Raw genomic sequence first — 23,500 nt, 5'->3', positions numbered from 1 at the left:
GCGCCCCCGCAGACCCCGTGCGTCGTTCGCCCGCCGCCCTCCGCCGGCTGGGGAACCCCGACCCGTCGAGGGAGCCCGCTGTCCGCGGCTGCCTCAACTCCGGGGGTTCCCTCGCGCGGTGAATCGTCAACTGGGCTGGTACGGCGCGACGACGACCTCGACGCGCTGGAACTCCTTGAGGTCGGAGTAGCCGGTGGTCGCCATCGAGCGGCGGAGAGCGCCGATCAGGTTGGCGGTGCCGTCGGCTCCGGTGGCGGGGCCGTAGAGGACCTGCTCGAGCGTGCCGACGGTGCCGACCTGGACGCGGCGGCCGCGCGGGAGCTGCGGGTGGTGCGCCTCCGCTCCCCAGTGCCAGCCGCCGCCGGGCGCATCGGTCGCTCGGGCGAGCGCCGAACCCAGCATCACGGCGTCCGCTCCGACGGCGACGGCCTTGACGATGTCGCCCGAGGTGCCGAGGCCACCGTCGGCGATCACGTGCACGTAGCGTCCGCCGGACTCGTCGAGGTAGTCGCGACGAGCACCTGCCACATCGGCGACGGCGGTCGCCATCGGGGCCTGGATGCCGAGGGTCGCGCGGGTAGTGGAGGCGGCGCCGCCCCCGAAGCCGACGAGGACGCCGGCCGCGCCGGTGCGCATCAGGTGCAGGGCCGCCGTATAGGTGGAGGCGCCTCCGACGATGACCGGCACGTCGAGCTCATAGATAAACTTCTTGAGGTTCAGCGGCTCCGTGTCGCGAGAGACATGCTCGGCCGACACCGTGGTGCCGCGGATGACGAAGACGTCAACTCCCGCATCCACGACGGTCTGGTGGAGTTCGGCCGTGCGCTGGGGAGAGAGCGCACCCGCGACGGTGACCCCCGCCGCGCGGATCTCAGCCAGGCGAGCGGTCACCAACTCGGTGCGGATCGGTGCGGAGTAAATCTCCTGCATCCTCTGCGTGGCCCTCTCGGCGGGCAATTCGCGAATTTCCGCCAGCAACGGCTCCGGATCCTCGTAGCGGGTCCAGAGGCCCTCGAGATCAAGCACGCCCAGCGCGCCCAGACGCCCCAGTGTGATCGCGGTCGCCGGCGAAACCACCGAGTCCATGGGAGCGGCGAGGATCGGCGTCGCGAACTGGTACGCGTCGATCGACCACTTCACCGACACGACCTCGGGGTCGCGCGTCCGCCGACTCGGGACGACGGCAATGTCGTCGAAGGCGTACGCACGGCGAGCGCGCTTGGCACGCCCGATCTCGATCTCCATGGCGCTGAGTTTACTGTGGCTCGCTCCTCGCTCCGCTCGTCGCTCGCCCGCGGTCGGCTTCACGACGTGGTGACGTTCCGCAGAGCGTCCTGCGTCCGCGCCACAGCGATCCGCTGGCACGCGGATCGCCGCTTAGCGCTCCTTCCCTACGGTCCGCCGGTACCACTTCGCCCGACGGGATAGCAGAAGCCGTCCGAAAGGATGCAGAAGCGCCGGCGCCCCGCGCCGCTCGCGCTGCGCCCCCAAGGCTCTCCCCCTGAGCGCCGACGCTCGACTCCCGGAGGGAGGCGGCGAGTCGGGATTGCGGCCCCTCCGGCGTGGTGGGCGTATGGGCCGAAGGCCCATCGGGCAGAGGGGCCGCAATCCCGACTCGCCGCCGGCCCCGTCACCACCCCTCAGCGTCGGTAGTTCGGCGCCTCCACCACCATGTGCACGTCATGCGGATGCGACTCCTTCAGCCCCGCCGCCGTGATCCGCACGAACTTCCCGCGCGCCTTCAACTCAGGAATCGTGCGCGCCCCGACGTAGAACATTGACTGCCGGAGGCCGCCGGCCAGCTGGTAAGCGACGTTGGCGAGCGGTCCCCGGTAGGGGACCTGGCCCTCAATGCCTTCGGCGATGAGCTTGTCGTCGCTGGGGACATCGGACTGGAAGTAGCGGTCCTTCGAATAGGAGGTGCGCTCCCCGCGAGTCTGTAGCGCGCCGAGCGAGCCCATGCCGCGGTAGGTCTTGAACTGCTTGCCGTTCTGGAAGACAAGGTCGCCGGGACTCTCCGCGCAGCCGGCGAGCAGCGAGCCGAGCATCACGGTGTCGGCTCCGGCGACGAGGGCCTTGGCGATGTCACCGGAATACTGGAGCCCGCCGTCAGCGATCACGGGGACGCCGGACTCGCGGGCGGCGAGGGAGGCCTCGTAGACGGCGGTGACCTGCGGCACGCCGACGCCGGCGACGACTCGGGTGGTGCAGATCGAGCCCGGTCCGACTCCGACCTTGATCGCGTCGGCGCCCGCGTCGACGAGCGCCTGGGCGCCGGAGCGGGTGGCGACGTTGCCGCCGATGACGTCGACGCCGGAGAACGCGGAGTCGCCCTTGAGTCGGCGGATGATGTCGAGGACGCCCGCGGAGTCGCCGTTGGCCGTGTCAACGACGATCACGTCGACTCCGGCGTCGAGTAGGGCGGTGGCGCGCTGCCAGGCATCCCCGAAAAAGCCGATGGCGGCGCCGACCCGCAGGCGGCCCTCGTCATCCTTCGTCGCGTTCGGGTACTGCTCGGACTTGTCGAAGTCCTTGACCGTGATGAGTCCGGAGAGCTTGCCCTGCGCATCGACAAGCGGCAGCTTTTCGATCTTGTGCTGCGCGAAGAGGGCGATCACCTCGCTGTCGGGGATGCCGACGCGACCGGTGATCAGGCCGGAACTGGTCATTACGTCGCGGACGAGCGTCGTCGCCTTCTCGAACGGGGAAACGAAGCGCATGTCGCGGTTCGTGATGATGCCGACCAGCACGCCGGCGGAGTCCACGACCGGGAGGCCGCTGATGCGGTACTGCCCGCAGAGTTCATCGACCTGAGCGACGGTGGCGTCGGGAGTCGTGGTCACCGGATTAGAGACCATGCCCGATTCGCTTCGCTTGACGCGGTCGACCTGGTCGGCCTGGTCGGCGATCGAAAGGTTGCGGTGCAGCACTCCGATCCCGCCCTGGCGGGCCATCGCGATGGCCATCCGTGACTCGGTGACAGTGTCCATAGCCGCCGAGAGCAGCGGAGTAGCCACGGTGATGCGCGTGGTCAACCGGGAGGTCGTGTCAGCCTCACTCGGGATGACGTCGGTGTGCCCGGGGAGGAGCATGACGTCGTCGTAGGTGAGTCCGAGGAATCCGAAGGGATCCGGCTGGTCCATCAATGCCCCTTAGCAGGTCGAGAGCGGGGGCTCCGGAGGGACAGCGAGTCCGCTCCTGAGCACCGCGGATGTTCGATCTTAAGCGTTCGGCGGGCCGGTCTCTTCCTTGTCGCACGGCCGTCCTCCGGCTCTGACGCACGCTGGAGCGCTCTCTTCTCCCCCATAATGTCGTCACGCGTAAGTGCCGACGGTGAAACACCGCCGACACATGCAGAACGTATGGTCAACCAACGTTGTTTGACGACGGCGATTCGGGCCTGCCCGGAGACGCCACCCGTCTGTGCACCCTGACGAGAGGTTAACGTCTTGCTCACAGCCAGCCGTTCGATGCGCCGCCAGCGCTCGACGACCCTGCATCCGACGGACCGGGAGGTACCCCGTGGATAGGAGACGTTCGAGACTCCGCGACCGCCTGCTTGCGCTCGGTCTTCTCGCCGCATCTCTGACCGGTATCGCGGCCGCCGCCCCCGCAGCCCTCGCGGCCACCGCCACCGATCAGTCGATCATCGCCTGGGTCCGCGTGCAGACGACGAACGAGAACCTGACGGGAGTGACCGTCGAACTCGGCGGCGACGCCTCCGCGACCGTGACCACCGGTGAGGACGGCCGGGCCACGTTCCCCCTGGAGGCCGCGGGCACCTACACGGTGACCATCGATGAGGAGACCCTTCCCGCCGATAAGGGCTACCCGGCCGCCGGTCAAAACCCCAAGCAGGTGAAGATCGTCGCGTCGCAGAACCAGATCGTGAACTTCATCGTCTCGACGGCGAACCCGAAGGGCACCGGGGCGACCATCCCCGTCCCCACCGACTCCGCCGCGCCGACGAGCCCCGCAACCGAGGGCACGACGGGCAATGACGCGACGAACCCCGATGGGACGTCGAACGCCGTCAATCAGCCAGTGTCGGCCGACACCTTCTGGATCATCTTCTGGCCCAAGGTCGTCACCGGTCTGATCTTCGGACTCCTGATCGCCCTCGCGGCGATTGGCGCCTCGTTGATCTACGGCGTGACCGGGTTGAACAACTTCGCCCACGGCGAGCTGGTCACGTTCGGCGCGCTGATGGCCTACCTCTTCTCGGGCGTCTTCGGACTCCCCGCGCTGCTGGCCATCCCGATCGCAGTAATCCTCGGCGGAGCATTCGGCTACGCCCAGGACGGGCTGCTCTGGAAACCGCTGCGGAAGAAGGGCATCCAGCTCATCCCGCTGATGATCGTGACCATCGGGCTCTCACTGGCGCTGCGCTACGTGTTCGTGTTCTTCTTCGGTGCCGACCGGCTCTCGCTCCCCAATAGCACCGCGCCGTTCTTCACCGTGCCGGCGCTCGGGATCAGCCTCAAGTTCACCGACCTCGTCGGCGCCGCCATTGGAGTGATCTGCATCGTCGGAGTCGCCTACGTGCTCACGAAGACGAAGATCGGTAAGGCGATGCGCGCGGTCTCGGACAACCGTGCCCTCGCCTCCGCCTCGGGCATCAACGTCGAGCGCGTCATCCGCGTCGTCTGGGTAATGTCGGGCGCTCTCGCGGCGCTGGCGGGCGTCTACATCGGCTATTACCAATCGCTGCGCTGGGACACCGGAGCGTCGATCCTGCTGCTGATCTTCGCGGCGATCACGCTCGGCGGCCTCGGCTCCGCCTACGGAGCGCTGGTCGGCTCGCTCATCATCGGCCTGATGATGAACATCTCGACGATCTGGATCCCGGAGAACCTCAAGTACGTGGCTCCGCTCATCCTCATGATCATCATCCTTCTGGTCAGGCCGCAGGGAATCCTGGGCCGCAAGGAACGGATCGGCTAGGACACCATGAACCTCAACTTCATCTGGCTGGCGATCGGGCAGATCGTCGATCCCACCGTCGCGGCCTATGCGCTCGCGACCATCGGCCTGGTCATCCACTTCGGATTCACGGGCCTGCTGAACTTCGGACAGGCCGGCTTCATGGCGGTGGGCGGATACGCCTTTGCTATCACCTCGGTCAAGTTCGAGTGGCCGGTCTGGGGCTCCTTCCTCGCGACCATCGTCGCTGCCACGGTCTTCGCCCTCATCCTCGGCATCCCGACGTTGCGCCTGAGGGCGGACTACCTCTCGATCGTGACGATCGCGGCAGCGGAGATCATCCGCCTCTCGGTCAAGACGCCGGAGTTCTCGGCGATCACCGGGGGCTCCGAGGGCATCAACGGCGCGGCGAAGGCATTCAACGACCTCAACCCGCTGCCTAAGGGCCGCTGGGGCATCGGCGTCCTCACCTACAGCCAGGACCAGTGGTGGGTGCGCATTGTCGGCTGGAGCCTCGTGCTCCTCGCCTGCCTGCTGGTGTTCCTCCTGATGCGCAGCCCGTGGGGACGCGTCATCAAGGGTATCCGCGAGGATGAGGACGCCGTGCGCTCGCTCGGCAAGAACGTCTTCTCGTACAAGATCCAGGCGCTGATTCTCGGAGGCGTGCTGGGCGGTCTCGCGGGAGCGCTGTTCATCCTCCCTCGCTCGCTCCAGCCGGACAACTACGGCACCCAGCTCACGTTCTTCCTCTACACGATCATGCTGCTGGGCGGCGCCGCGACGGTCTTCGGACCCGTCGTCGGCTCGATCATCTTCTGGGTCGTCCTCGGTCTGACCGATGGGCTCCTCACGCTCGGGATCGACTCCGGGGTCCTCAACAACGACCTCATCCGCCTCACCACCGTGCAGACCGGACCGATCCGGTTCATCGTGGTGGGGGTGGCTCTCATGCTCCTGGTGATTTTCAGACCTCAGGGCATCTTCGGCAAGAAGAAGGACCTCCACTTTGCCTAACACGACAACGCCGAAAACGCGCGTCTCGGACATTACCGAGGAGAACATCGTCCCCGGGGTCAGAAAGAAGGACCCTATCGTCGTCGCGGACAATGTCAGCCGCCGCTTCGGTGGTCTCACCGCGGTCGACGTCGCGCACGTCGAGATTCCGCGCGGCTCCATCACCGCCCTCATCGGCCCGAACGGAGCCGGCAAGACCACGTTCTTCAACCTGCTGACGGGCTTCGACAAGCCCAACACGGGCACCTGGACCTTCAAGGGCAAGAACCTCGCCAACGTCCCGGCCTTCAAGGTGTCGCGGATGGGCATGGTGCGCACTTTCCAGCTCACCAAGGCACTCGGCGGGATGACGGTACTCGAGAACATGCTCCTCGGCGCCAAGGGGCAAAAGGGCGAGAACATCTTCACCTCGCTCATTCGCCCGCTGTGGTCGAAGGAGGAGGAGTCGATCGAGAAGCGTGCTCTCCGCCTGCTCGAGAAGTTCAAGCTCGATACGAAGAAGGATGACTACGCGTCAAGCCTCTCCGGCGGCCAGAAGAAACTGCTCGAAATGGCCCGCGCGCTGATGTCCGAGCCAGAGCTGGTCATGCTCGACGAGCCGATGGCGGGCGTGAACCCGGCGCTGACGCAGTCGCTCCTGGGCCACATTGTCAACCTCAAAGACGAAGGCATGACCGTGCTGTTCGTCGAGCACGACATGCACATGGTCAACACGATCGCCGACTGGGTGATCGTGATGGCCGAGGGCAGGGTCGTCGCGGAGGGACCCCCCTCGACAGTGATGAACGACCAGGCGGTCATCGACGCCTACCTCGGCGCCCACCACGACACCGACCTCGGCACGATCGAGGGCCAGCTCGAGATCGCCGAGGAGATGGAGTCGGACCTCGTGCGCGAGGACGTCGAGAAGCAGGCCGAGCAGGCCGGCCTGCATCCGCACGAGCACAGCCGCACGACGGCCCACGCGGTGGAGCCGGGGAGGGACGAGAAGTGACCCAGGAAACGCAGACCACGCAGCAGACGCCGAACACGCTCGAAACGCACGATCTGCACGCAGGCTACGTGCCGGGGGTCAACATCCTCAACGGCTCGAACGTGTACGTGAAGCGCGGCGAACTCGTCGGGATCATCGGCCCTAACGGCGCCGGGAAGTCGACGCTCTTGAAGGCGATGTTTGGACTCGTGAACATTCGCCAGGGCACAGTGCTGCTCAACGGCGAGGACATCACCGGGCAGAAGGCCGACAAGCTCGTATCAAAGGGCGTCGGCTTCGTGCCGCAGAACAACAACGTCTTCCCGTCGCTCACTATTGAGGAGAACCTCGAGATGGGCATGTATCAGAAGCCGAAGATGTACCGCCAGCGGCTCGAGTTCGTCACCGAACTCTTTCCCGAGCTGAGCAAACGGCTCAAGCAGCGCTCGGGATCGCTCTCGGGCGGTGAGCGCCAGATGGTGGCAATGTCACGAGCCCTGATGATGGATCCGTCAATGCTCCTGCTCGACGAACCCAGCGCGGGGCTGTCACCGATGCGTCAGGACGAGACCTTCGTCAATGTGCAGCGGATCAACCGCGCGGGCGTTTCCATCATGATCGTCGAGCAGAACGCTCGGCGTGCGCTGCAGATCTGCGACCGCGGCTACGTCCTCGACCAGGGCCGCGATGCCTACGAGGGCGCCGGCCGCGATCTCATGAACGACCCCAAAGTGATCGAGCTTTACCTGGGCACGCTCGCGACGACCAACGAGGTCACCACGAGCACCCCCACCGTCGGCGGCTGAGCACTGCCTCGAAGGGCCCGTCGTCTTCGGACGGCGGGCCCTTCGTCGTTTCCGGTCGACAGCGTCGAAGTCGTGCCTGGAAGCGCGGGGCTGGGGACCGAGCAACTCACGCGCGCCGGTCCTGCTCCTGTGCAGGGAAGGAACAACGAGTCATTCTCCGAAGCAGCACCCCCCTCGCGGGTGACACCCCACATCCTTCGCTGCCGTAGTTTTGGGGACGTAGGTCCTCCCCCTGATGAGGGGAGCAGCCCCCTCGCCTCTTCCCCGGAAGGGTCGCGATCCGTCGCAGATCCACCCCTGTCCGCGGTGCCACGAGCGCCGTGTCGTCCACGTCGAAGGAGCCGTCCATGAAGAGCTACACCCCCGCCCCCGTCGCACTCGGTGCGAGCTTCGGCACCGGAGCAATCGGCGACTACGAGCGTTGGAGCGTCATCGGCGTCTATGCCCAGGTCGTCATCGCCGAGACGTCCAACGGTAAGCGCCGTAACTACAGCCGCTCCTTCGTCACCTATCGCCTGGCCCAGGAGGCTGACCTTATCCGCGCCTCGTAGCGCCCCTGACGCGAAATGTCGCGAGATGCACATTAACGGACGAGATCCTCTGCTGTGGCAGGGGATCTCGTGCATGAGCGGGCTTACGGCACTTTAGAGGGTCGCCTGTGAGGGCTCGCGAGTCACTACTGATCGACGCGATGAGCGTGCGTATCTCGGTCTTTGCCGAGCGACCGGACTTGCGGTAAACGGCGATCACTCATGCTCCAGATTGCCTCCACCGCGACATCCTCTTCGCCCGCGGCGGTACTAGTCTCGCCTTGCCCTGCTGCCTCGATTGTGCGTACGCAGACAGGGTCGTCGACGTTGGTGGAGTTTCGTGGCCGGTTTTCGGAGTTGTTTCGCCAGAACGCGCACACCGGGACGGGGGACGCGGTCTGAACTGTACCGACGACACGCCGGACGCGACCAGCCCGCCGATGGGGGCCTCCTCTCCGAGCCCCGCCGCGGCTTGCGCCCCGGGGTGCCCGCACCGGTCGTAGGATCTCTTCCGCTCACCCAGAAGACAATTCAGTGCCCGCCTCCCGCACACGACACAGGGGCCCGGTCCTACGACCGAGCCCCTCCTGGATCACGGCCGAAGCCGCGTCCCCGCGTGTCAGTTCAGCGAACCCTCGACGGTCTCCTCGAACGAGGTGGTGTTACCCGCTCCGTACTTGTAGATCGAGACGGACGCCTCGCTCGTGTCGCCGTTGTCGTCGAACGAGATCGGACCCGACAGGCCGTCGTAGTCGATGTCCTCTCCGTCGGCGATCAGCTTCGCGCAGTCGGCGAAGGTCGTGCACTTCGTGCCGCCCTCCGAGACCGTCTTGAGGTTGTCACGGATGGTCGCACCGTCGGTCGCCTTGCCCTGGAGCGAGGCGAGAGCGGTCAGGACCGTGGCATCGTACGACTCCGGCGCATAGCTGAACACGGTCAGCGCGTCGTTACCCTGCGACGTCACCAACGCCTGCAGCTTCGACTGGAAGTCGTCGGACGCCTGGACACCGGGGTTGGTGAACTGCGCGCCGGCGATGTTGACGTTGCTGTCGGCCTCGGTAATGACTCCGTAGTTGCCGTCGGTGCCATAGAGCTTCGAGAAGTCAAAGCCCTTCGCCGAAAGCTGCTCCGCGATGGTCTTGATCTCGTCGAACGAGATGACGACCAGCGCGTCAGGGTTCGGAGCGAGGACCGAGGTCAGCGCCGAGTTGAAGTCGGTCGACGCCGGCTCGAAGATCTCCTCGGCCACGACCGCTGCCCCGCCCGCCTCGAGGGTCTCCTTGATGTTCTTCTCGAGGCCGGTGCCGTACGCGTCATTCATGTACAGGATCGACACGTTGGTCTTGCCATCGCCGAGGATCTTGTTGCCGAGGATGCGGCCCTGGAGCACGTCCGAGGGCGCGGTACGCCAGTAGTAGCCGTCGTCCTCATAGGTGGTGAAGTCCGGCGAGGTGTTGGCCGGCGAGATCTGCACGACGCCCGCCTGGGTCACCTGGTCGATGAAGGTCTTCGACACGCCAGAGGACGCCGCGCCAATGATGGCGGACACGTTGTCGGCGATGAGGGACGTCGCTGACTGCGTCGCGATGTCGGTCGTCGTGTCGCCCGAGTCCTTCTGCTCCGCCTCGATCGTGATGCCGGCCTTGGCGTCGTTGATGTCAACGACTGCCGCGTCCACGCCCGCGATCTCGGGCGGACCGAGGACGGCGAGGGTGCCGGTCTGGGGGAGGATCGTGCCGATCTTCAGGGACAGGTCGCCCGAGCCGCTGTCACCGCCCGCTCCGCTGCCGCCCCCACCGGCGCAGCCGGCGAGAACGAGAGCGCTGGCGCCCAGGATGGCGACGCCGCCGAGGGTTGCCCGGAGGGACCGCGCGGGGGCCGAACCGGCCTTCGCGTAAACGCCCATGTTGCTCCTTGAAAGGTATGTGTCAGTGGGAGCGGCGCCGGTGGCAACCGCTCGGCCAACCTAACCTCCGAAGCACCCGTGAACAATACGGGGGTGTTTCCAATACGTTTCGCGACCGGATCGTTACCTTTCCGCCGTCCGGTGGCGGCTGCGCAACGTGTTCCGCGGGTCACACGGACATCCGGCGCCGTCTGCGCTCGGCGGAGATGAGGTCGGCTGAGAAAATAGCCAGGGAGCACCACACCAGCGCGAAGCCGATCCAGCGTTCCAGAGGCATCTCCTCGTGCAGCACGAACGCACCCACCAGGAACTGCAGGAACGGCGTCAGGTACTGCACGAAGCCGACGATCGATAGCGGCAGGCGCCGTGCCGCTCCGGCGAAAAGCAGCAGCGGAACTGCGGTAACGATGCCGGCTGAGGCAAGGATGACCGCGTGCCCCGACCCGTGTGTGGTGAGGGTCAGTCCGACCGTCGAGCCGACCACCGCGAGCTGCACGACGGCGAGCGGGGTCAGCCACAGCGTCTCGAGCGTGAGCCCGCCCACCGCGTCCACTCTGCCCCCGACCCGGCTCTTCACCAGGCCGTAGAAGCCGAACGAGAAGGCGAGGGCGAGCGAGACCCAGGGAAACGCTCCGTACCCCACCGCAATGACCAGCACAGCGATGGCGCTGACACCCATTGCGACCCACTGCGCCGGGCGAAGTCGCTCGCGCAGGACGAGGACGCCCAGCAGCACCGTGACCAGCGGATTCATGAAGTAGCCCAGCGCTGCCTCGATCACGTGCCCCGTCGTGGTGGCGATGACGTAGACCTGCCAGTTGACATAGATCAGCACACCCGCGATCGCCATGACTCCCAGCAACCGCGGCTGGCGCAGCAGCGCGGCGAACGAGTGCCAACCGCGCGTGACGGTGAGCAGGATGACGCAGAACACGAGCGAGAACAGAACGCGGAAGGCGACGATCTCGAATGGCGAGGCCGGCGCCATCGCGATGAAGTAGAGGGGCATCGCGCCCCACAGCAGGTACGCGCCGAAAGCGAACAGCAGGCCCGTCGATGACATCCCGCCCGCGGAGGGAGTCGCCGGCGCCGAGAGCGCCTCCACTCCTTCGCCAACGGGGATGCCCTCGGTCGAGGGCCTGAGGGAATCGGAGGGGGTTCGGGGCGCGGACACCCCTCAGATGCTACGCAGGAGACCGGCGCCCGAACCGGCTCGAGCGGGCGGAATCAGGCCAGTGGCTGCCAGGAGGACCGGCCATGGACGACGAAGGGCCCGGCGACCTGAGTCGCCGGGCCCTTCGAGGAATCCGGACTAGCGGACGACGACCGCGAGGACGTCGCGAGCAGAGAGGACCAGGAGATCCTCACCGCCGAACTTGACTTCGGTTCCGCCGTACTTGGAGTAGATGACCTTGTCGCCGACCGCGACGTCGAGCGGGACGCGGTTGCCGTTGTCATCGATGCGGCCGGGGCCCACGGCGACGACTTCGCCCTCCTGCGGCTTCTCCTTGGCGGTATCGGGGATGACGAGACCGGAAGCGGTCACCTGCTCCGCCTCGACCTGCTTGATGACGATGCGATCTTCGAGCGGCTTGATGGACACCGACACGGTTGACCTCTTTCTTGACGACGAAATGGGCGGAGCGCGGTCATTGGCACACACGCTCCGAGAGTGCTAGATCCATCGTAGGGGCATCGCTGGCACTCGTGCAATCAGAGTGCCAAGTACCGTGGCAAGCGCGTCTCAGACCGTGGCCTAGCATGGCCGGATGCAACGCGCCGAGCTGGTCGAGCTCCTCTCCCCCGAGGGCCTGCGGCTCCTTGACTCCCTCGACGGCTACCGGTCGGATGACCTCGTGCGCGCCGTCGCCCGCCTGCGCTCGGCCGGCCACTCCCCGGAGCTGGTCGCGGCTGTGCTCACTCAGGCACGCCTGCGCCAGAGAGCGGAGGCGAAGTTCGGCGAGTTCGCGCGATCGATGCTGTTCACGGATTCGGGCCTCGAGCAGGCCACCCGTCTGCGGGTCGCCGCCCTGCACGCTGGCCGCTTTGCCTCCGCTGGAGCAACGCGCATCGCCGATCTGGGCAGCGGCATCGGCGGCGATGCTCTCGCGATGGCCGCGATCGACCTGGAGGTCACCGCCGTCGAGGCCGACGAGGTCACAGCCGCGCTCGCCAGCTTCAACCTCGCACCCTTCCCCACCGCGCGAGCTGTCCACGCGGGAGCAGAGTCCTTCGACCTGACCGGCTTCGACGCCGTCTACCTCGACCCGGCCCGGCGGACGGCCGGCCATCGCGAGACCCGGCGACTCGACGATCCTGACGACTACTCCCCCTCGCTCGAGTTCGCGTTCGGCCTCGCCGAGCACCGACCGGTGGGTGTTAAGGTCGGCCCCGGCTTCGACCGCGAGCGCCTGCCAAAGGAGGCGGAGGCGCAGTGGGTCTCGGTCGACGGCGAACTGGTCGAAACAGGTCTCTGGTTCGGCGCGCTAGCACGACCGGGCGTGCGCCGCTCCGCTCTGCTACTCGGTGCCGGAGGGGCGGCCGAACTCACGGCGGCGGCGGACAGCGAGGACGAGGAGGTGGGCGTCCTCGGCGCCTTCGTGCACGAACCAGACGGCTCCGCGATCCGTGCACGCCTGCTGGGAGAGCTGGCGCGCGCGAGCGGCTCCCGGATGCTCTCCCCCGGAATCGCCTACCTCACCGGCGACGAAGCGGCCTCCTCGCCGTTCCTTCGCAGCTTCCGCGTGCTCGCCGAACTCCCGCTCGATGAGCGAACCTTGGCGAAGGAACTGCGCGCGCGGGGCATCGGCGTGCTCGAGATCAAGAAGCGCGGGGTCGATATCGATCCTGCGCGCTTCCGCAGACGACTGGGGCTCGCGGGTAGCCGAGGTGCCGTGCTGATCCTCACCAGGATTCAGGGCAGGCACCGCGCGCTGCTCGCCGAGCGGGTGGAGCGACCCGCCGCGTCGTCAGCCTGACGACGATCGTGATCGCCAGGTAGATCAGCGAAACGACGATCCCCGCGAAGCCGGTGATGATCGCGGTCAGGGCGAAGCCGCGGGCACCCGGCTCGCGGCGGCGACCCAAGAAGCCGAGGACGACCGCGGGAGCCGAGAGGAGGAAGCCGAAGCCCCAGGCGAAGACGGAGATGACCAGGCCGACGATGCCGAGGATCATCCCGACGATGCTCAGGGTGCGCGGCGCGATCGGGGCCGGGGAGTATGCCGAGGCCGGCGCGGTCAGTGGCGGCTGTGGAGTGCCGTAGCTCGGCGGAGTGACACCGGCACTCGGCGTCGCCGCCCGGTATCCGGGTGTGCCGCCTGACGGCCCCGCGGGCGGCGCCGGCGGGACGGGTGGAGCGGGCGGAACGGGTGGAACGGGGACGGACCCCTGCTGCTCGTCGGGGCCGGGCTGAGTGCTGTCGCTCATGGGCCGAGTCTAGCCAGCGCACCGAGGGCGGCGGCCCTCCACCTCACGCCGGTAGGTAGCCACCGTCGCGCAGGTCGGCCACGAAAGCGGTCCAGACAAAGAAGGTGATGACCACGAGGACGATCGCGACGTAGCCGAGGACCAGGCCGGCGACGGCGAACCCTCGGCCGCGCTCCCCCGAGCGAGCGACCTGAGCGACGCCGACATGACCCAGCACGATCGCGGCCGGAGCGAGGCCGAGCAGGCCGCAGACCAGCGCCGCTACTGCGAGTGAGTTCAGCGGCGCTCGGCGCGGTAGCGGGACAGCAGAGAGGTCGGCTGGAGCCGTCGGCGGCGGGTAGGCCGCCGACGGCTCGCCGAGCGGAGGGGCGAACGGCACGGACGTCGGTCCGGTCTGTGGTGCACTGTGCAGTCCGTGCGCAGTCTCGTCGGTCACGGTGTCCCTCCTGATGGGGTGTGGAAGCCCCCGGTCATCGAGGCGATCAGGAGCCCTGCGGAGGCGCCGTGGCCGCGACGACGACGAAGCCAATGATGACGATGATGTAGGCGATAATCGCGACAAAGCCGATGATGACCGCGGCGAGAGCGAGGCCGCGCCCCTTCTCTCCCGTGCGCTTGATCTGCGACAGGGCGATGAAGCCGAGCACGATGCCCACGATGGCGACAAAGAACGAACCGACGAAGCCGACGATCGCCAGGACGTTGTAGCGGTCAGAAGTGGAGGTGTACGGAGTGGGCGTGTACGAAGTGGTCATGGAATCCCCCTGATCAAAAATAAATGGTCGGGGTTAAGAGTGGCAGCGGGACGATCCGCCTGTCAAAATGCGGGGTGCCGCATGCTCCACCCGCCAGTCTCGATCAGCGCATCTGAATCTGCGTCACCGGCAGCGTGGAGTCGGCGCCAAAGCCGAGCCCCGACGGCGGCTGTCCTGCCTCGATGAGCTGAGCCGCCAGAGCAGCGATCATGGCGCCATTGTCGGTGCAGAGCGAGAGTGCAGGGATTCGCAGCGCGACTCCGGCCGCCGCGCAGCGCTCCTCCGCGAGCGCACGCACCCGCGCGTTCGCGACCACTCCGCCACCCAGCAGGAGGCTCGGGACGGTGCGGTCCCGGCAGGCGGCGAGCGCCTTAGTGAGGAGAACGTCGGCGACCGCCTCACGGAAGCTGGCGGCGACATCGGCGACCGGCACCTCCTCGCCCGCGTCCTGCTTCTTCTCGACCCAGCGCGCGACGGCCGTCTTCAGTCCCGAGAACGAGAAGTCGTAACGGTGCCTCTCCAGATCTTTTGGGAGGGTCAGCCCACGCGGGAAGCGGATTGCGCGCGGATCGCCGTCGGCCGCGACCCGATCGATCTGCGGGCCGCCGGGGTAAGGCAGGCCGAGCACGCGCGCCACCTTGTCGAAAGCCTCCCCCGCGGCGTCGTCGATCGTCTCGCCGAGGAGCTCGACATCCGAGACCAGGTCGCGCACGTGCAGGAGCGAGGTGTGTCCGCCCGAGACCAGCAGCGCGATCGTGGGCACCTCGACCGGGCTGCCCTCGCTCCCATCGGCGCGAAGCACGTCGGCGCCGACGTGGCCGACGAGGTGGTTCACCGCATAGAGCGGCAGTCCGAGCGAGACGGCGAGCGCCTTCGCGGCGCCGACGCCGACCATCAGAGCGCCCGAGAGACCGGGTCCGCAGGTCACGGCGATGGCGTCCAGGTCGCCGAGCGCGACTCCGGCCTCGGCGAGCGCAGCGTGCAGGGTGGGCTCGAGCGCCTCCAGATGCGCGCGGGCGGCGACCTCGGGGACGACACCGCCGTAGCGCGCGTGCTCCTCCATCGAGGAGGCAATGGTGTTCGCCAGCAGCGTCGTGCCGCGGACGATCCCGATGCCGGTCTCGTCGCAGCTGGTCTCGATGCCGAGGACGAGGGGGCCGGCGTTCACGGTGTCTCCTGGGTCGGGACGAGGGGCAGGCGCATCACGATCGCGTCCACTCCATCGGGCTGGTAGTAGGCGGGGCGGACCCCGATCTCCTCGAAGCCCTCCGAACGGTAGAGGGTCTGCGCGGCGAGGTTGTCGGCGCGCACCTCGAGAAAGACCTCGCGGGCGCCGCACTCGGCGGCGGCCTCAAGCAGCGCACACAGCAGGCGACGGCCGAGGCCGGTGCGGCGCACGGAGGCGACGACCGCGATCGTCTGCACGTCACCCTCGTGTGCCCCCACCGGGCAGAGCAGGCCAGCGTAGCCGACGAGCGCCCCCTCCTGTTCGGCGACCAGATAGCGGGTGTGTCGGCTCCGGATCTCCTCCGCCATCGTCCCTCGCGACCAAGCATCGCCCGCAAACTCCGACTCCTCGATCGCCATAATCGCATCGAGGTCGCCGGCTGCCGCCTCGCGCAGCCTCGCGTCACTCACGCGGTGACTCGCTTGGGGCCGGCCGACAGCGTGACGTCGGGCGAGCGGAGGTAGAGCGGCTCGTCGTCCGCTCCGATGCGGCCAGCGGCGCGCAGCCGGGACGCGACGACTCCGAGCTCGGCCGCGGACACCGAGGCTGCCTCCAGACGCGGGAGTTCGGGGTGCGGAAGGGAGGCGGGCTTGTCGAGGCCAGGGCCGGAGGCGCGCACCGGGACGCCCTGCTCGTCGAGGCCGTCGTAAGCGCTCCAGTACAACTCGCGGCGGCGGGCATCGGTGACGACGAGGAAGCCCTTCGGCTGACCGTGACGCAGCGCCCCGAGGGCGATCGCGTCGTGCGAAACGACGGGGAAGGTCGTGATGCCGCGGCCGAGCGCGAAGGCCCGGGCGGCAGCGATGCCGACCCGCAGCCCGGTGAACGGCCCGGGACCCATGCCGACCGCGACCGCCTCAATGTCGGCCGGCGCCGAGCCGGCCGCGTCGAGCGCCTCCTGGATCAGCCGACCGACGACCTCGGCGTGACGCATGGTGTCGGTCTCGGTGCGCTCGGAGCGCACCTTGCCCGCGGCGTCGACGACGGCGACGGAGGTTCCGGAGGAGGTGTCTATCGCGAGGAGCACCCGTCCAGGGTACCGGCGGGGTCAGCTCCAGCCGGTGCCGTGGAAGCGGACGGTGCGCGGCTCCACCGGCTCCGCGCCCTCCTCGACCTCTCCAGCGTCGATGCCCGCCATCGGCCGCTCGATGATGATGTCGAGCCATGACTCCGCGACCCCGTCCAGCATCCCGGCACCCCACTCGACCACGACGACCGAGTGCTCAAGGTCGAGGTCGAGGTCGTCGAGTTCGACGGGCGAGCCAACCCGGTAGGCGTCCACATGCACGAGCGGGGGCCCGTCGTGCAGGGGTGGATGCGTGCGCGCGATCACGAACGTGGGACTCGTGACCGGGCCCCGCACGCCCAGGCCCTCGCCCAGGCCACGGGTGAACGTGGTCTTTCCGGCGCCGAGCGGACCGGTCAGCACCAGCAGATCGCCGGCGCGCAGCACACGGCCCAGTGACCGGCCGAGCGCGGCCATCGCCTCCGGATCGGCGACCTCGACAGTGCGCTCGGCGAACCAGGATCGATCAGGCACGGCTAACCGCCGCGGGGAGCAGCCGTCGCGGCACGCGCGGCCCGAGACGTGTGACCAACTCGTAGTTGATGGTTCCGCACCAGCGCGCCCACTCGTCCACCGAGGGGACGCCGGTGGTGGGGTCGCCCCAGAGGACCACCGGATCGCCCACAGCGACCGGGACGTCGCCGACATCGACGACGAATTGATCCATTGCGACGCGTCCCGCGATGCGGTGGCGCCGCCCGCCGATCGAGACCTCGGCGACTCCGGACGCGCTGCGCGGGATGCCGTCCGCATAACCGAACGGGACGAGCGCGAGCATCGTGTCCCCTTCGGTCCGGTAGGTGTAGTCGTAGCTGACCCCGGTCCCCCGCGCGACGAGGCGGACGCCGGCGACCCGGCCCTGCAGCGTCATCGCCGGCACGAGGCCGAGTCCGAGCGACGTGTCGTCCTCGACGGGCGACAGGCCGTAGACGCCGATGCCGGTCCGCACCATGTCCAGCCGAGTCTCCGGCAGGCGGAGCGCGGCCGCCGTCGCCGCCAGGTGCAGGACCGGCGATTGCATGCCGAATCGGCGGAGGACCGCGTCTGCGGCGCGCAGCTGCGCGAGCTGGGCGAGGTCGTCCTCGCGGGACGTGTTCGAGAGGTGCGAGAACAGACCGGTCAGGTGCACCGAGCCGCGCGCGGCGTGCCTGGCGAGCGCCTGGGCGACCGGCACCCACTCCCCCTCGGGAGCACCGTTGCGGCTCAGTCCGGTGTCGACCTTGAGCTGGACGGCAGCGCGCACGCCGTGGTCCTCGGCCGCCTGTGCCAGGGCGTCGAGTTGCGCGACGGAGGACACTGCTACGTCAATCGAGTGCTCCAGCGCCGCGTCGAAGTCTTCGCCCGGGTCGTGCAACCAGCAGAGCAGCGGAGCGACGACGCCAGCCGCGCGCAGGGCGACAGCCTCGCGCAACTCGGCCGTGCCGAGGGCATCGGCTCCCCCCGCGAGCGCCGCCTGCGCGGTGGCGAGCGCGCCGTGCCCATAACCGTCGGCCTTCACGACGGCCATCAGACGCCGGGCCCCCGTCAGCTCGCGGAGGCGGCCGACGTTGGCCGTGATCGCATCGACGTTGATCACCGCCTCGCGGTACGAGAGCGGCGCGCTCACGACTCGGCCACGACGAAGGCGCACGCGACGCCGGCGTCATGCGTCATCGAGAGGTGCACGCGGGCGATCCCGCGCGCCTCCACAGCAGCGCGCGCCGGTCCCTGCAGGGCGAACGAGGGATTACCGTGCTCGTCGCTCTCAACGACCATGTCGTGCCAGCCCGCGCCGACCGAATCGCCGAGCGCCTTGATCAGCGCCTCCTTGGCCGCGAATCGCCCCGCCAGCGAGGGGACGGAGAGCGTACGTTCGCTCTCAGCGAACAATCGATCGCGGAGGCGAGGCGTGCGCAGCAGCGCGCGCTCGAAGCGCGCGAGATCAACCACGTCCACCCCGATCCCGACGATCACGGTGCGATCACTCGACCGTGACCGATTTGGCGAGGTTGCGCGGCTGATCGACGTCCAGACCCTTGGCACTCGCCAGCTCCATCGCGAACATCTGCAGCGGAGTCACGGCCAGCAGCGGCTCGAACAGCGGATCGGCCAGCGGGATCGGCACGACCTCGTCGGCGATCTGGATCGCGGCGGTGTCGCCCTGCTCCGCGATCGCGATGACGCGAGCGCCGCGGGCCTTGATCTCCTGAATGTTCGAGATCACCTTGCGCTGCAACTCATACGACTCGCTCGGGCTGGGAACGATCACGAAGACGACCTGGCCCGGCTCGATCAGGGCGATCGGTCCGTGCTTCAGCTCGCCCGCGGCGAAGCCCTCGGCGTGGATGTAGGCCAACTCCTTGAGCTTCAGCGCGCCCTCCAGCGCGACCGGGTAGCCGACGTGGCGCCCGAGGAACAGGACCGCGCGGGTGTCGGCCATCCACCCTGCGAGTTGGGCGATGTCGTCGGAGGCGTCGAGCACCTGCGACAGCTTCTCCGGAATCGCGGCGAGTTGGGCGGCCTGCGAGGCGACGACCTCGGCGGAGGCTGCACCGCGCACCGTGGCGAGGTGCAGCCCGAAGAGGTAGAGCGCCGCGATTTGGGCAACGAACGCCTTGGTCGAGGCGACCGCGACCTCCGGGCCCGCGTGCGTGTACAGCACAGCGTCCGACTCCCGCGGGATCGTCGCACCCTGCGTGTTGCAGACCGAGAGGGTCCTGGCGCCGTGCTCCCTGGCGTACTTGACCGCCATCAGCGTGTCCATCGTCTCGCCCGACTGGCTGATCGAGATCACCAGCGTCCGCGGCGAGAGGACCGGATCGCGGTAGCGGAACTCGTGACTCAACTCGACCTCCACGGGAACGCGCGCCCACTTCTCGATCGCGTACTTCGCGACCATTCCCGAGTAGGCGGCGGTGCCGCAGGCGATGACGGTGATGCGGTCGATCTGGGTGAGGACCGGATCGAGCGCCTCGAGTTCGGGCAGCGTGATCGCGCCCTCGTGGATCCGGCCGCGGAGGGTATTGGCGACCGCCTCCGGCCCCTCCGTGATCTCTTTCGCCATAAAGCTCGACCAGCCGCCCTTCTCGGAAGCGGAGGCGTCCCAGGCGATTTCGAAGGGCTCGGTCTCGACGGCGTTGCCGAAGAAGTCGGTGACGGTGACGAGTGCAGGAGTGATCGTGACGATCTGGTCCTGGCCGATCGCGACCGCGCGGCGCGTGAATTCGACGAAGGCCGCGACGTCCGAGCCAAGGAAGTTCTCGCCGTCGCCCAGGCCGATCACGAGCGGGGAGTTGCGGCGGGCACCGACGACGACACCCGGATGATCCTGGTGCAGCGCGAGCAGCGTGAACGCGCCCTCGAGGTGCGCGACCACGGCCTGAAACGCGAGCACGAGGTCGCCGGTGCGGAGGTACTCGCGGGCGATGAGGTGGGCGGCGACCTCGGTGTCGGTCTCGCTCTCAAAGACAGCACCCTCAGCGAGCAACTGCTCCTTGAGGGGCTGAAAGTTCTCGATGATGCCGTTGTGGATGACCGCGAGCTTCCCGTCATCGGCCAGATGGGGGTGTGCGTTGTGGTCGGTCGGGCCGCCGTGCGTCGCCCAGCGGGTGTGCCCGATCCCGGTCGTACCCTCGGCGAGCGGAGTCGCCTCGAGGTCATCGACCAGAATGCTGAGCTTGCCCGAGCGCTTGCGGCTGTCGAGCTGTCCGTCGGCGTCGATCACGGCCACGCCGGCCGAGTCGTACCCTCGGTACTCCAGACGCTTCAAGCCTCCGAGCAGGACGGCCAAGCTGTCGCGCTCACCGACGTATCCAACGATTCCACACATGGGCTTGATTCTAAGCGGCGCAGAGACCACTCCCGCGGCGTGAAGCGCACGGCGAGGCGGACGCTAGGATCGGTCCTCATGCCGTCGTCACTCCGCGATCCCGCGCGCGACGCCCACCCCTCCCCTTTCGTCGAGATCGTTCGCTCCGACTGGGCCGAGCTGGCCCGGAGCACCGAACTGCCCCTCACAGAGACCGAGGTCGTGCAACTGCGCGGACTCGGTGACCGGTTGAGCCTGACCGAGGTCGCCGAGGTCTACCTACCGCTCTCGCGCCTGCTCACCCTGTACGCGGGGGGCGCGAAGCACCTGCACCGGGCAACAAGCACCTTCCTCGGCGAGCGCGCGCAGCCCACGCCGTTCGTGATCGGCGTCGCCGGCTCCGTCGCAGTGGGCAAGTCGACCATCGCCCGCCTGCTGAGGGAGCTGCTCGCGCGCTGGGAGGACACTCCGCGGGTGGAACTGGTGACGACCGATGGCTTCCTCCTGCCGAACAGTGAACTTGAACGCCGCGGGCTGATGAGCCGTAAGGGGTTCCCGGAGTCGTATGACCGCCGCGCCCTGTTGCGTTTCGTCTCAGAGGTGAAGGGCGGCGCCGCGGAGGTGCGCGCACCGTTCTACTCCCACCTCGTCTATGACATCGTCCCCGATGCCGAGATCGTCGTGCGCCGGCCGGACGTGCTGATCATCGAGGGCCTGAACGTGCTCCAGCCGCCCGCTTTCGGGCGCGGCCTGGCGGTGAGCGATTTGTTCGACTTCACCGTCTACGTGGATGCACGCACCAGTGACATCGCGCGCTGGTACGAGGAGCGCTTCCTCACGCTGCAGCAGGGCGCCTTCGCTAACCCGAATTCCTACTTCCATCGCTTCGCGGCGCTGACCCCCGATCAGGCCCGCGAGCGCGCCCGGAGCATCTGGACAGCCATCAACGAGCCGAACCTCGTGCAGAACGTGCGTCCCACCCGCTCCCGCGCAAGCCTCGTCCTGCGCAAGCAGGCCGACCACACGGTCTCCTCCATCCTCCTCCGCAAGATCTGACCCCTGCCCACCGCGAAATGTCGCGAGATCCCGGCAAACGGACGAGATCGGGCGCCGCGGCAAGCCATCTCGTCCGACTCGCCCCATCTCGTGGACGAAACCGCGCGGCGAGTGGCGGTTAGGAGCGCAACCGCTCCAGCACGACTGCGGCCAGGGAGTCCGCGAGCCGGTCGGCGGTCTCCTGCGTCTTCGCCTCCACCATCACTCGCACCATCGGCTCAGTGCCTGAGGGGCGCAGGAGCACGCGCCCATCGCTGCCCAGCTCGGCCTCGGCCTCGGCAATCGCGAAGGCGATCACGTCGTCGTCGTGAACGCCCTCGCGGTTGACGCCGCGGACGTTGACGAGCGTCTGTGGGAACACGTCCATCACGGCGGCCAAGTCGGCGATGCTCCGCCCCGTGCGTGCCATCTCGGCCGCGAGCTGGAGCCCGGTGAGCACACCGTCGCCGGTCGTGGCGTAACGGCTCATGATCACGTGGCCAGACTGTTCCCCGCCGAGAGAGAAGTCGCCATCGTTCATCGCCTCGAGGACGTAACGGTCGCCGACCGCCGTCTCGATGACGCGGATGCCAGCGTCGGCCATCGCGAGCTTGAGGCCGAGGTTGCTCATCACGGTGGCCACGAGCACCCCGTCCCGGAGGGATCCACGGCGCGCCATCGCGGTCGCGAGAATCGCCATGATCTGGTCGCCGTCCACGATGCGGCCTTCGGCGTCGACGGCGAGGCAGCGGTCGGCGTCGCCGTCGTGGGCGATGCCGAGGTCGGCGCCCGCAGCGAGCACGGCTGCCGCGACGGTGGCGAGGTGGGTCGATCCCACCCCGTCGTTGATGTTCAGGCCGTTGGGATCATTGCCGATGACGGTGACGGTCGCTCCGGCGTCGGTAAACACCTCGGGCGAGATACCGGCTGCGGCGCCGTGCGCGCAGTCGATGACGACATGCAGTCCGTCCAGCCGGGTGCCCTCGAGGGAACCGAGCAGGTGGAGGACGTAGCGGTCCTCGGCGTCGGAAAAGCGGCGGATGCGCCCGACGTCCGCTCCGGTAGGCGTGAGCGGAGGGACTCCGAGAGCCGCTTCAATGCGGTTCTCGAGTTCGTCGGGGAGCTTGCGGCCACCGGCGGCGAAGAACTTGATGCCGTTGTCGGCGGCGGGATTATGCGACGCGGAGATCATGACGCCGAAGTCTGCGCCCTCATCAGCAATGAGATACGCAGTGGCCGGCGTGGGGATGACACCGGCGTCGAGCACATCGACGCCAGCGCTCGCAAGGCCGGCCGCGACGGCCGCACCGATGAATTGACCGGAGATGCGGGGGTCGCGAGCGAGCACAGCAACAGGCCGACGGCCCTCTGCCCTGGCGACCGCACCGAGTACACGGGCGGCCGCCTGGGCAAGGCCGAGGGCCAGGTCGGCCGTGACCTCGCGATTGGCGAGGCCACGGACTCCGTCTGTTCCGAACAGGCGCGGCATGGTGCGCAGTCCCTTCTCGAGCCTTCTGGTCGAACGGCCGAACGGCCGCGTCGATCAGCGCTTCGAGAACTGGGACGCCTTGCGGGCCTTCTTGAGGCCGGCCTTCTTGCGCTCGATGACGCGGGCGTCGCGGGTCAGGAAGCCCGCCTTCTTGAGGACGGCGCGGTTGTTCTCACGGTCGATCTCGTTGAGCGCACGGGCGATGGCGAGGCGCAGGGCGCCTGCCTGACCGGAGGGGCCGCCGCCGGTGATCTTCGCGACGACGTCGTAGGAGCCGATGAGGTCGAGCACCTTGAACGGGTCGGTGATCAGCTGCTGGTGCAGCTTGTTGGGGAAGTACTCCGCGAACTCGCGAGCATTCACGGTCATGCCGCCGTTGCCGGGGACGAGGCGCACGCGGGCGATGGCCTGCTTGCGGCGGCCCACGGCTGCGCCGGAGACGTTGAGCACGGCGCGCGGCGTCGGGGACGCCTCGGTGGCCGGGCTTTCGGTGGAGTAGCTCTCGGGAGCCACGTCAATCTGGTCTGCGATCTGCGCCACGGTTCAGGTGATCCTTTGT

The 23,500-nt window shown here is 68.1% G+C and carries 24 protein-coding genes; 7 read left to right on the top strand and 17 right to left on the bottom strand.

What is annotated here, in order from left to right:
* Positions 1-126: 126 nt before the first annotated feature.
* Both HRF29_RS11750 and guaB read right to left on the bottom strand, forming a co-directional pair.
* Positions 127-1,245: a GuaB3 family IMP dehydrogenase-related protein gene (locus tag HRF29_RS11750; RefSeq protein ID WP_173248984.1), complete on the bottom strand. Its 1,119-nt coding sequence runs from the start codon at positions 1,243-1,245 to the stop codon at positions 127-129.
* A 395-nt stretch (positions 1,246-1,640) separates the two neighbouring features.
* Complete coding sequence (gene guaB, locus HRF29_RS11745) at positions 1,641-3,143, bottom strand: IMP dehydrogenase (RefSeq protein WP_173248982.1); 1,503 nt, start codon at positions 3,141-3,143, stop codon at positions 1,641-1,643.
* A gap of 379 nt (positions 3,144-3,522) precedes the next feature.
* Here guaB and HRF29_RS11740 point away from each other — a divergent pair, with 379 nt between their 5' ends.
* From HRF29_RS11740 to HRF29_RS11720, 5 genes are all read left to right on the top strand, one after another.
* Positions 3,523-4,944 carry a branched-chain amino acid ABC transporter permease gene (locus HRF29_RS11740; RefSeq protein ID WP_343043731.1) on the top strand — a complete coding sequence of 474 codons (1,422 nt, stop codon included), beginning with the start codon at positions 3,523-3,525 and terminating at the stop codon, positions 4,942-4,944.
* Between the two features lie 6 nt (positions 4,945-4,950).
* Positions 4,951-5,937, top strand: a complete 987-nt coding sequence (locus HRF29_RS11735) for a branched-chain amino acid ABC transporter permease (RefSeq protein ID WP_173248980.1) — start codon at positions 4,951-4,953, stop codon at positions 5,935-5,937.
* Positions 5,930-6,931: an ABC transporter ATP-binding protein gene (locus HRF29_RS11730; RefSeq protein WP_187698408.1), complete on the top strand. Its 1,002-nt coding sequence runs from the start codon at positions 5,930-5,932 to the stop codon at positions 6,929-6,931. Before HRF29_RS11735 ends, HRF29_RS11730 begins: the two co-directional genes overlap by 8 nt.
* Complete coding sequence (locus HRF29_RS11725; RefSeq protein ID WP_173248978.1) at positions 6,928-7,716, top strand: ATP-binding cassette domain-containing protein; 789 nt, start codon at positions 6,928-6,930, stop codon at positions 7,714-7,716. Before HRF29_RS11730 ends, HRF29_RS11725 begins: the two co-directional genes overlap by 4 nt.
* Positions 7,717-8,063: 347 nt before the next feature.
* Positions 8,064-8,267, top strand: coding sequence for a hypothetical protein (locus HRF29_RS11720; RefSeq protein WP_173248976.1), 204 nt, complete (start codon positions 8,064-8,066; stop codon positions 8,265-8,267).
* Positions 8,268-8,865: 598 nt separating this feature from the next.
* Here HRF29_RS11720 and HRF29_RS11715 read toward each other — a convergent pair.
* From HRF29_RS11715 to groES, 3 genes are all read right to left on the bottom strand, one after another.
* The gene (locus HRF29_RS11715) at positions 8,866-10,152 is read right to left on the bottom strand and encodes an ABC transporter substrate-binding protein (protein WP_173248974.1); all 1,287 of its coding nucleotides are present in this window, start codon (positions 10,150-10,152) and stop codon (positions 8,866-8,868) included.
* 169 nt (positions 10,153-10,321) lie between these two features.
* A complete protein-coding gene (gene rarD, locus HRF29_RS11710; RefSeq protein ID WP_173249058.1) occupies positions 10,322-11,215 on the bottom strand; it encodes an EamA family transporter RarD in 894 nt (297 codons plus the stop codon).
* Between the two features lie 249 nt (positions 11,216-11,464).
* On the bottom strand, positions 11,465-11,761 hold the full coding sequence (groES, locus tag HRF29_RS11705) for a co-chaperone GroES (protein ID WP_097167691.1): 297 nt from the start codon (positions 11,759-11,761) through the stop codon (positions 11,465-11,467).
* Positions 11,762-11,921: 160 nt separating this feature from the next.
* On the opposite strand from groES, the gene HRF29_RS11700 reads away from it, so the two are divergent.
* Positions 11,922-13,130, top strand: coding sequence for a THUMP-like domain-containing protein (locus tag HRF29_RS11700; protein ID WP_173248972.1), 1,209 nt, complete (start codon positions 11,922-11,924; stop codon positions 13,128-13,130).
* Here HRF29_RS11700 and HRF29_RS11695 read toward each other — a convergent pair.
* The 10 genes from HRF29_RS11695 to glmS all read right to left on the bottom strand — a co-directional run bounded on the left by HRF29_RS11695 (position 13,057) and on the right by glmS (position 20,438).
* A complete protein-coding gene (locus tag HRF29_RS11695; RefSeq protein ID WP_187698407.1) occupies positions 13,057-13,581 on the bottom strand; it encodes a DUF4190 domain-containing protein in 525 nt (174 codons plus the stop codon). The genes HRF29_RS11700 and HRF29_RS11695 overlap by 74 nt on opposite strands.
* Before the next feature lie 43 nt (positions 13,582-13,624).
* A complete protein-coding gene (locus HRF29_RS14710; protein ID WP_222929645.1) occupies positions 13,625-14,017 on the bottom strand; it encodes a DUF4190 domain-containing protein in 393 nt (130 codons plus the stop codon).
* 46 nt (positions 14,018-14,063) lie between these two features.
* Complete coding sequence (locus HRF29_RS11685; RefSeq protein ID WP_173248970.1) at positions 14,064-14,336, bottom strand: DUF4190 domain-containing protein; 273 nt, start codon at positions 14,334-14,336, stop codon at positions 14,064-14,066.
* 103 nt (positions 14,337-14,439) lie between these two features.
* Positions 14,440-15,504: a tRNA (adenosine(37)-N6)-threonylcarbamoyltransferase complex transferase subunit TsaD gene (tsaD, locus tag HRF29_RS11680; protein ID WP_173248968.1), complete on the bottom strand. Its 1,065-nt coding sequence runs from the start codon at positions 15,502-15,504 to the stop codon at positions 14,440-14,442.
* Positions 15,501-15,974, bottom strand: coding sequence for a ribosomal protein S18-alanine N-acetyltransferase (gene rimI / locus HRF29_RS11675; protein ID WP_343043730.1), 474 nt, complete (start codon positions 15,972-15,974; stop codon positions 15,501-15,503). The genes tsaD and rimI overlap by 4 nt, the downstream gene beginning before the upstream one ends.
* Positions 15,971-16,591 (bottom strand): tRNA (adenosine(37)-N6)-threonylcarbamoyltransferase complex dimerization subunit type 1 TsaB, encoded by a 621-nt coding sequence (gene tsaB / locus HRF29_RS11670; protein ID WP_173248966.1) that lies wholly within the window; start codon positions 16,589-16,591, stop codon positions 15,971-15,973. The genes rimI and tsaB overlap by 4 nt, the downstream gene beginning before the upstream one ends.
* Before the next feature lie 21 nt (positions 16,592-16,612).
* Positions 16,613-17,047, bottom strand: a complete 435-nt coding sequence (gene tsaE, locus HRF29_RS11665) for a tRNA (adenosine(37)-N6)-threonylcarbamoyltransferase complex ATPase subunit type 1 TsaE (RefSeq protein WP_173249054.1) — start codon at positions 17,045-17,047, stop codon at positions 16,613-16,615.
* A gap of 49 nt (positions 17,048-17,096) precedes the next feature.
* Positions 17,097-18,236 (bottom strand): alanine racemase, encoded by a 1,140-nt coding sequence (gene alr, locus HRF29_RS11660; RefSeq protein WP_173248963.1) that lies wholly within the window; start codon positions 18,234-18,236, stop codon positions 17,097-17,099.
* Positions 18,233-18,583: a holo-ACP synthase gene (locus tag HRF29_RS11655; RefSeq protein ID WP_173248961.1), complete on the bottom strand. Its 351-nt coding sequence runs from the start codon at positions 18,581-18,583 to the stop codon at positions 18,233-18,235. The genes alr and HRF29_RS11655 overlap by 4 nt, the downstream gene beginning before the upstream one ends.
* A 7-nt stretch (positions 18,584-18,590) precedes the next feature.
* On the bottom strand, positions 18,591-20,438 hold the full coding sequence (glmS, locus tag HRF29_RS11650) for a glutamine--fructose-6-phosphate transaminase (isomerizing) (RefSeq protein ID WP_173248959.1): 1,848 nt from the start codon (positions 20,436-20,438) through the stop codon (positions 18,591-18,593).
* A 78-nt stretch (positions 20,439-20,516) separates the two neighbouring features.
* On the opposite strand from glmS, the gene coaA reads away from it, so the two are divergent.
* Positions 20,517-21,473, top strand: coding sequence for a type I pantothenate kinase (coaA, locus tag HRF29_RS11645; protein ID WP_173248957.1), 957 nt, complete (start codon positions 20,517-20,519; stop codon positions 21,471-21,473).
* A gap of 118 nt (positions 21,474-21,591) precedes the next feature.
* Here the strand turns inward: coaA and glmM are convergent, their stop codons facing one another.
* Entirely contained in the window at positions 21,592-22,941 is a 1,350-nt protein-coding gene (glmM, locus tag HRF29_RS11640; RefSeq protein ID WP_173248955.1) for a phosphoglucosamine mutase, read from the bottom strand.
* Positions 22,942-22,995: 54 nt separating this feature from the next.
* Positions 22,996-23,481, bottom strand: a complete 486-nt coding sequence (gene rpsI, locus HRF29_RS11635) for a 30S ribosomal protein S9 (RefSeq protein WP_104265184.1) — start codon at positions 23,479-23,481, stop codon at positions 22,996-22,998.
* Between the last annotated feature and the right edge of the window lie 19 nt (positions 23,482-23,500).

The sequence above is a fragment of the Rathayibacter agropyri genome (assembly GCF_013249015.1).
Classification (GTDB): domain Bacteria; phylum Actinomycetota; class Actinomycetes; order Actinomycetales; family Microbacteriaceae; genus Rathayibacter; species Rathayibacter agropyri.
This window is presented reverse-complemented; position numbering and strand designations above follow the sequence as displayed.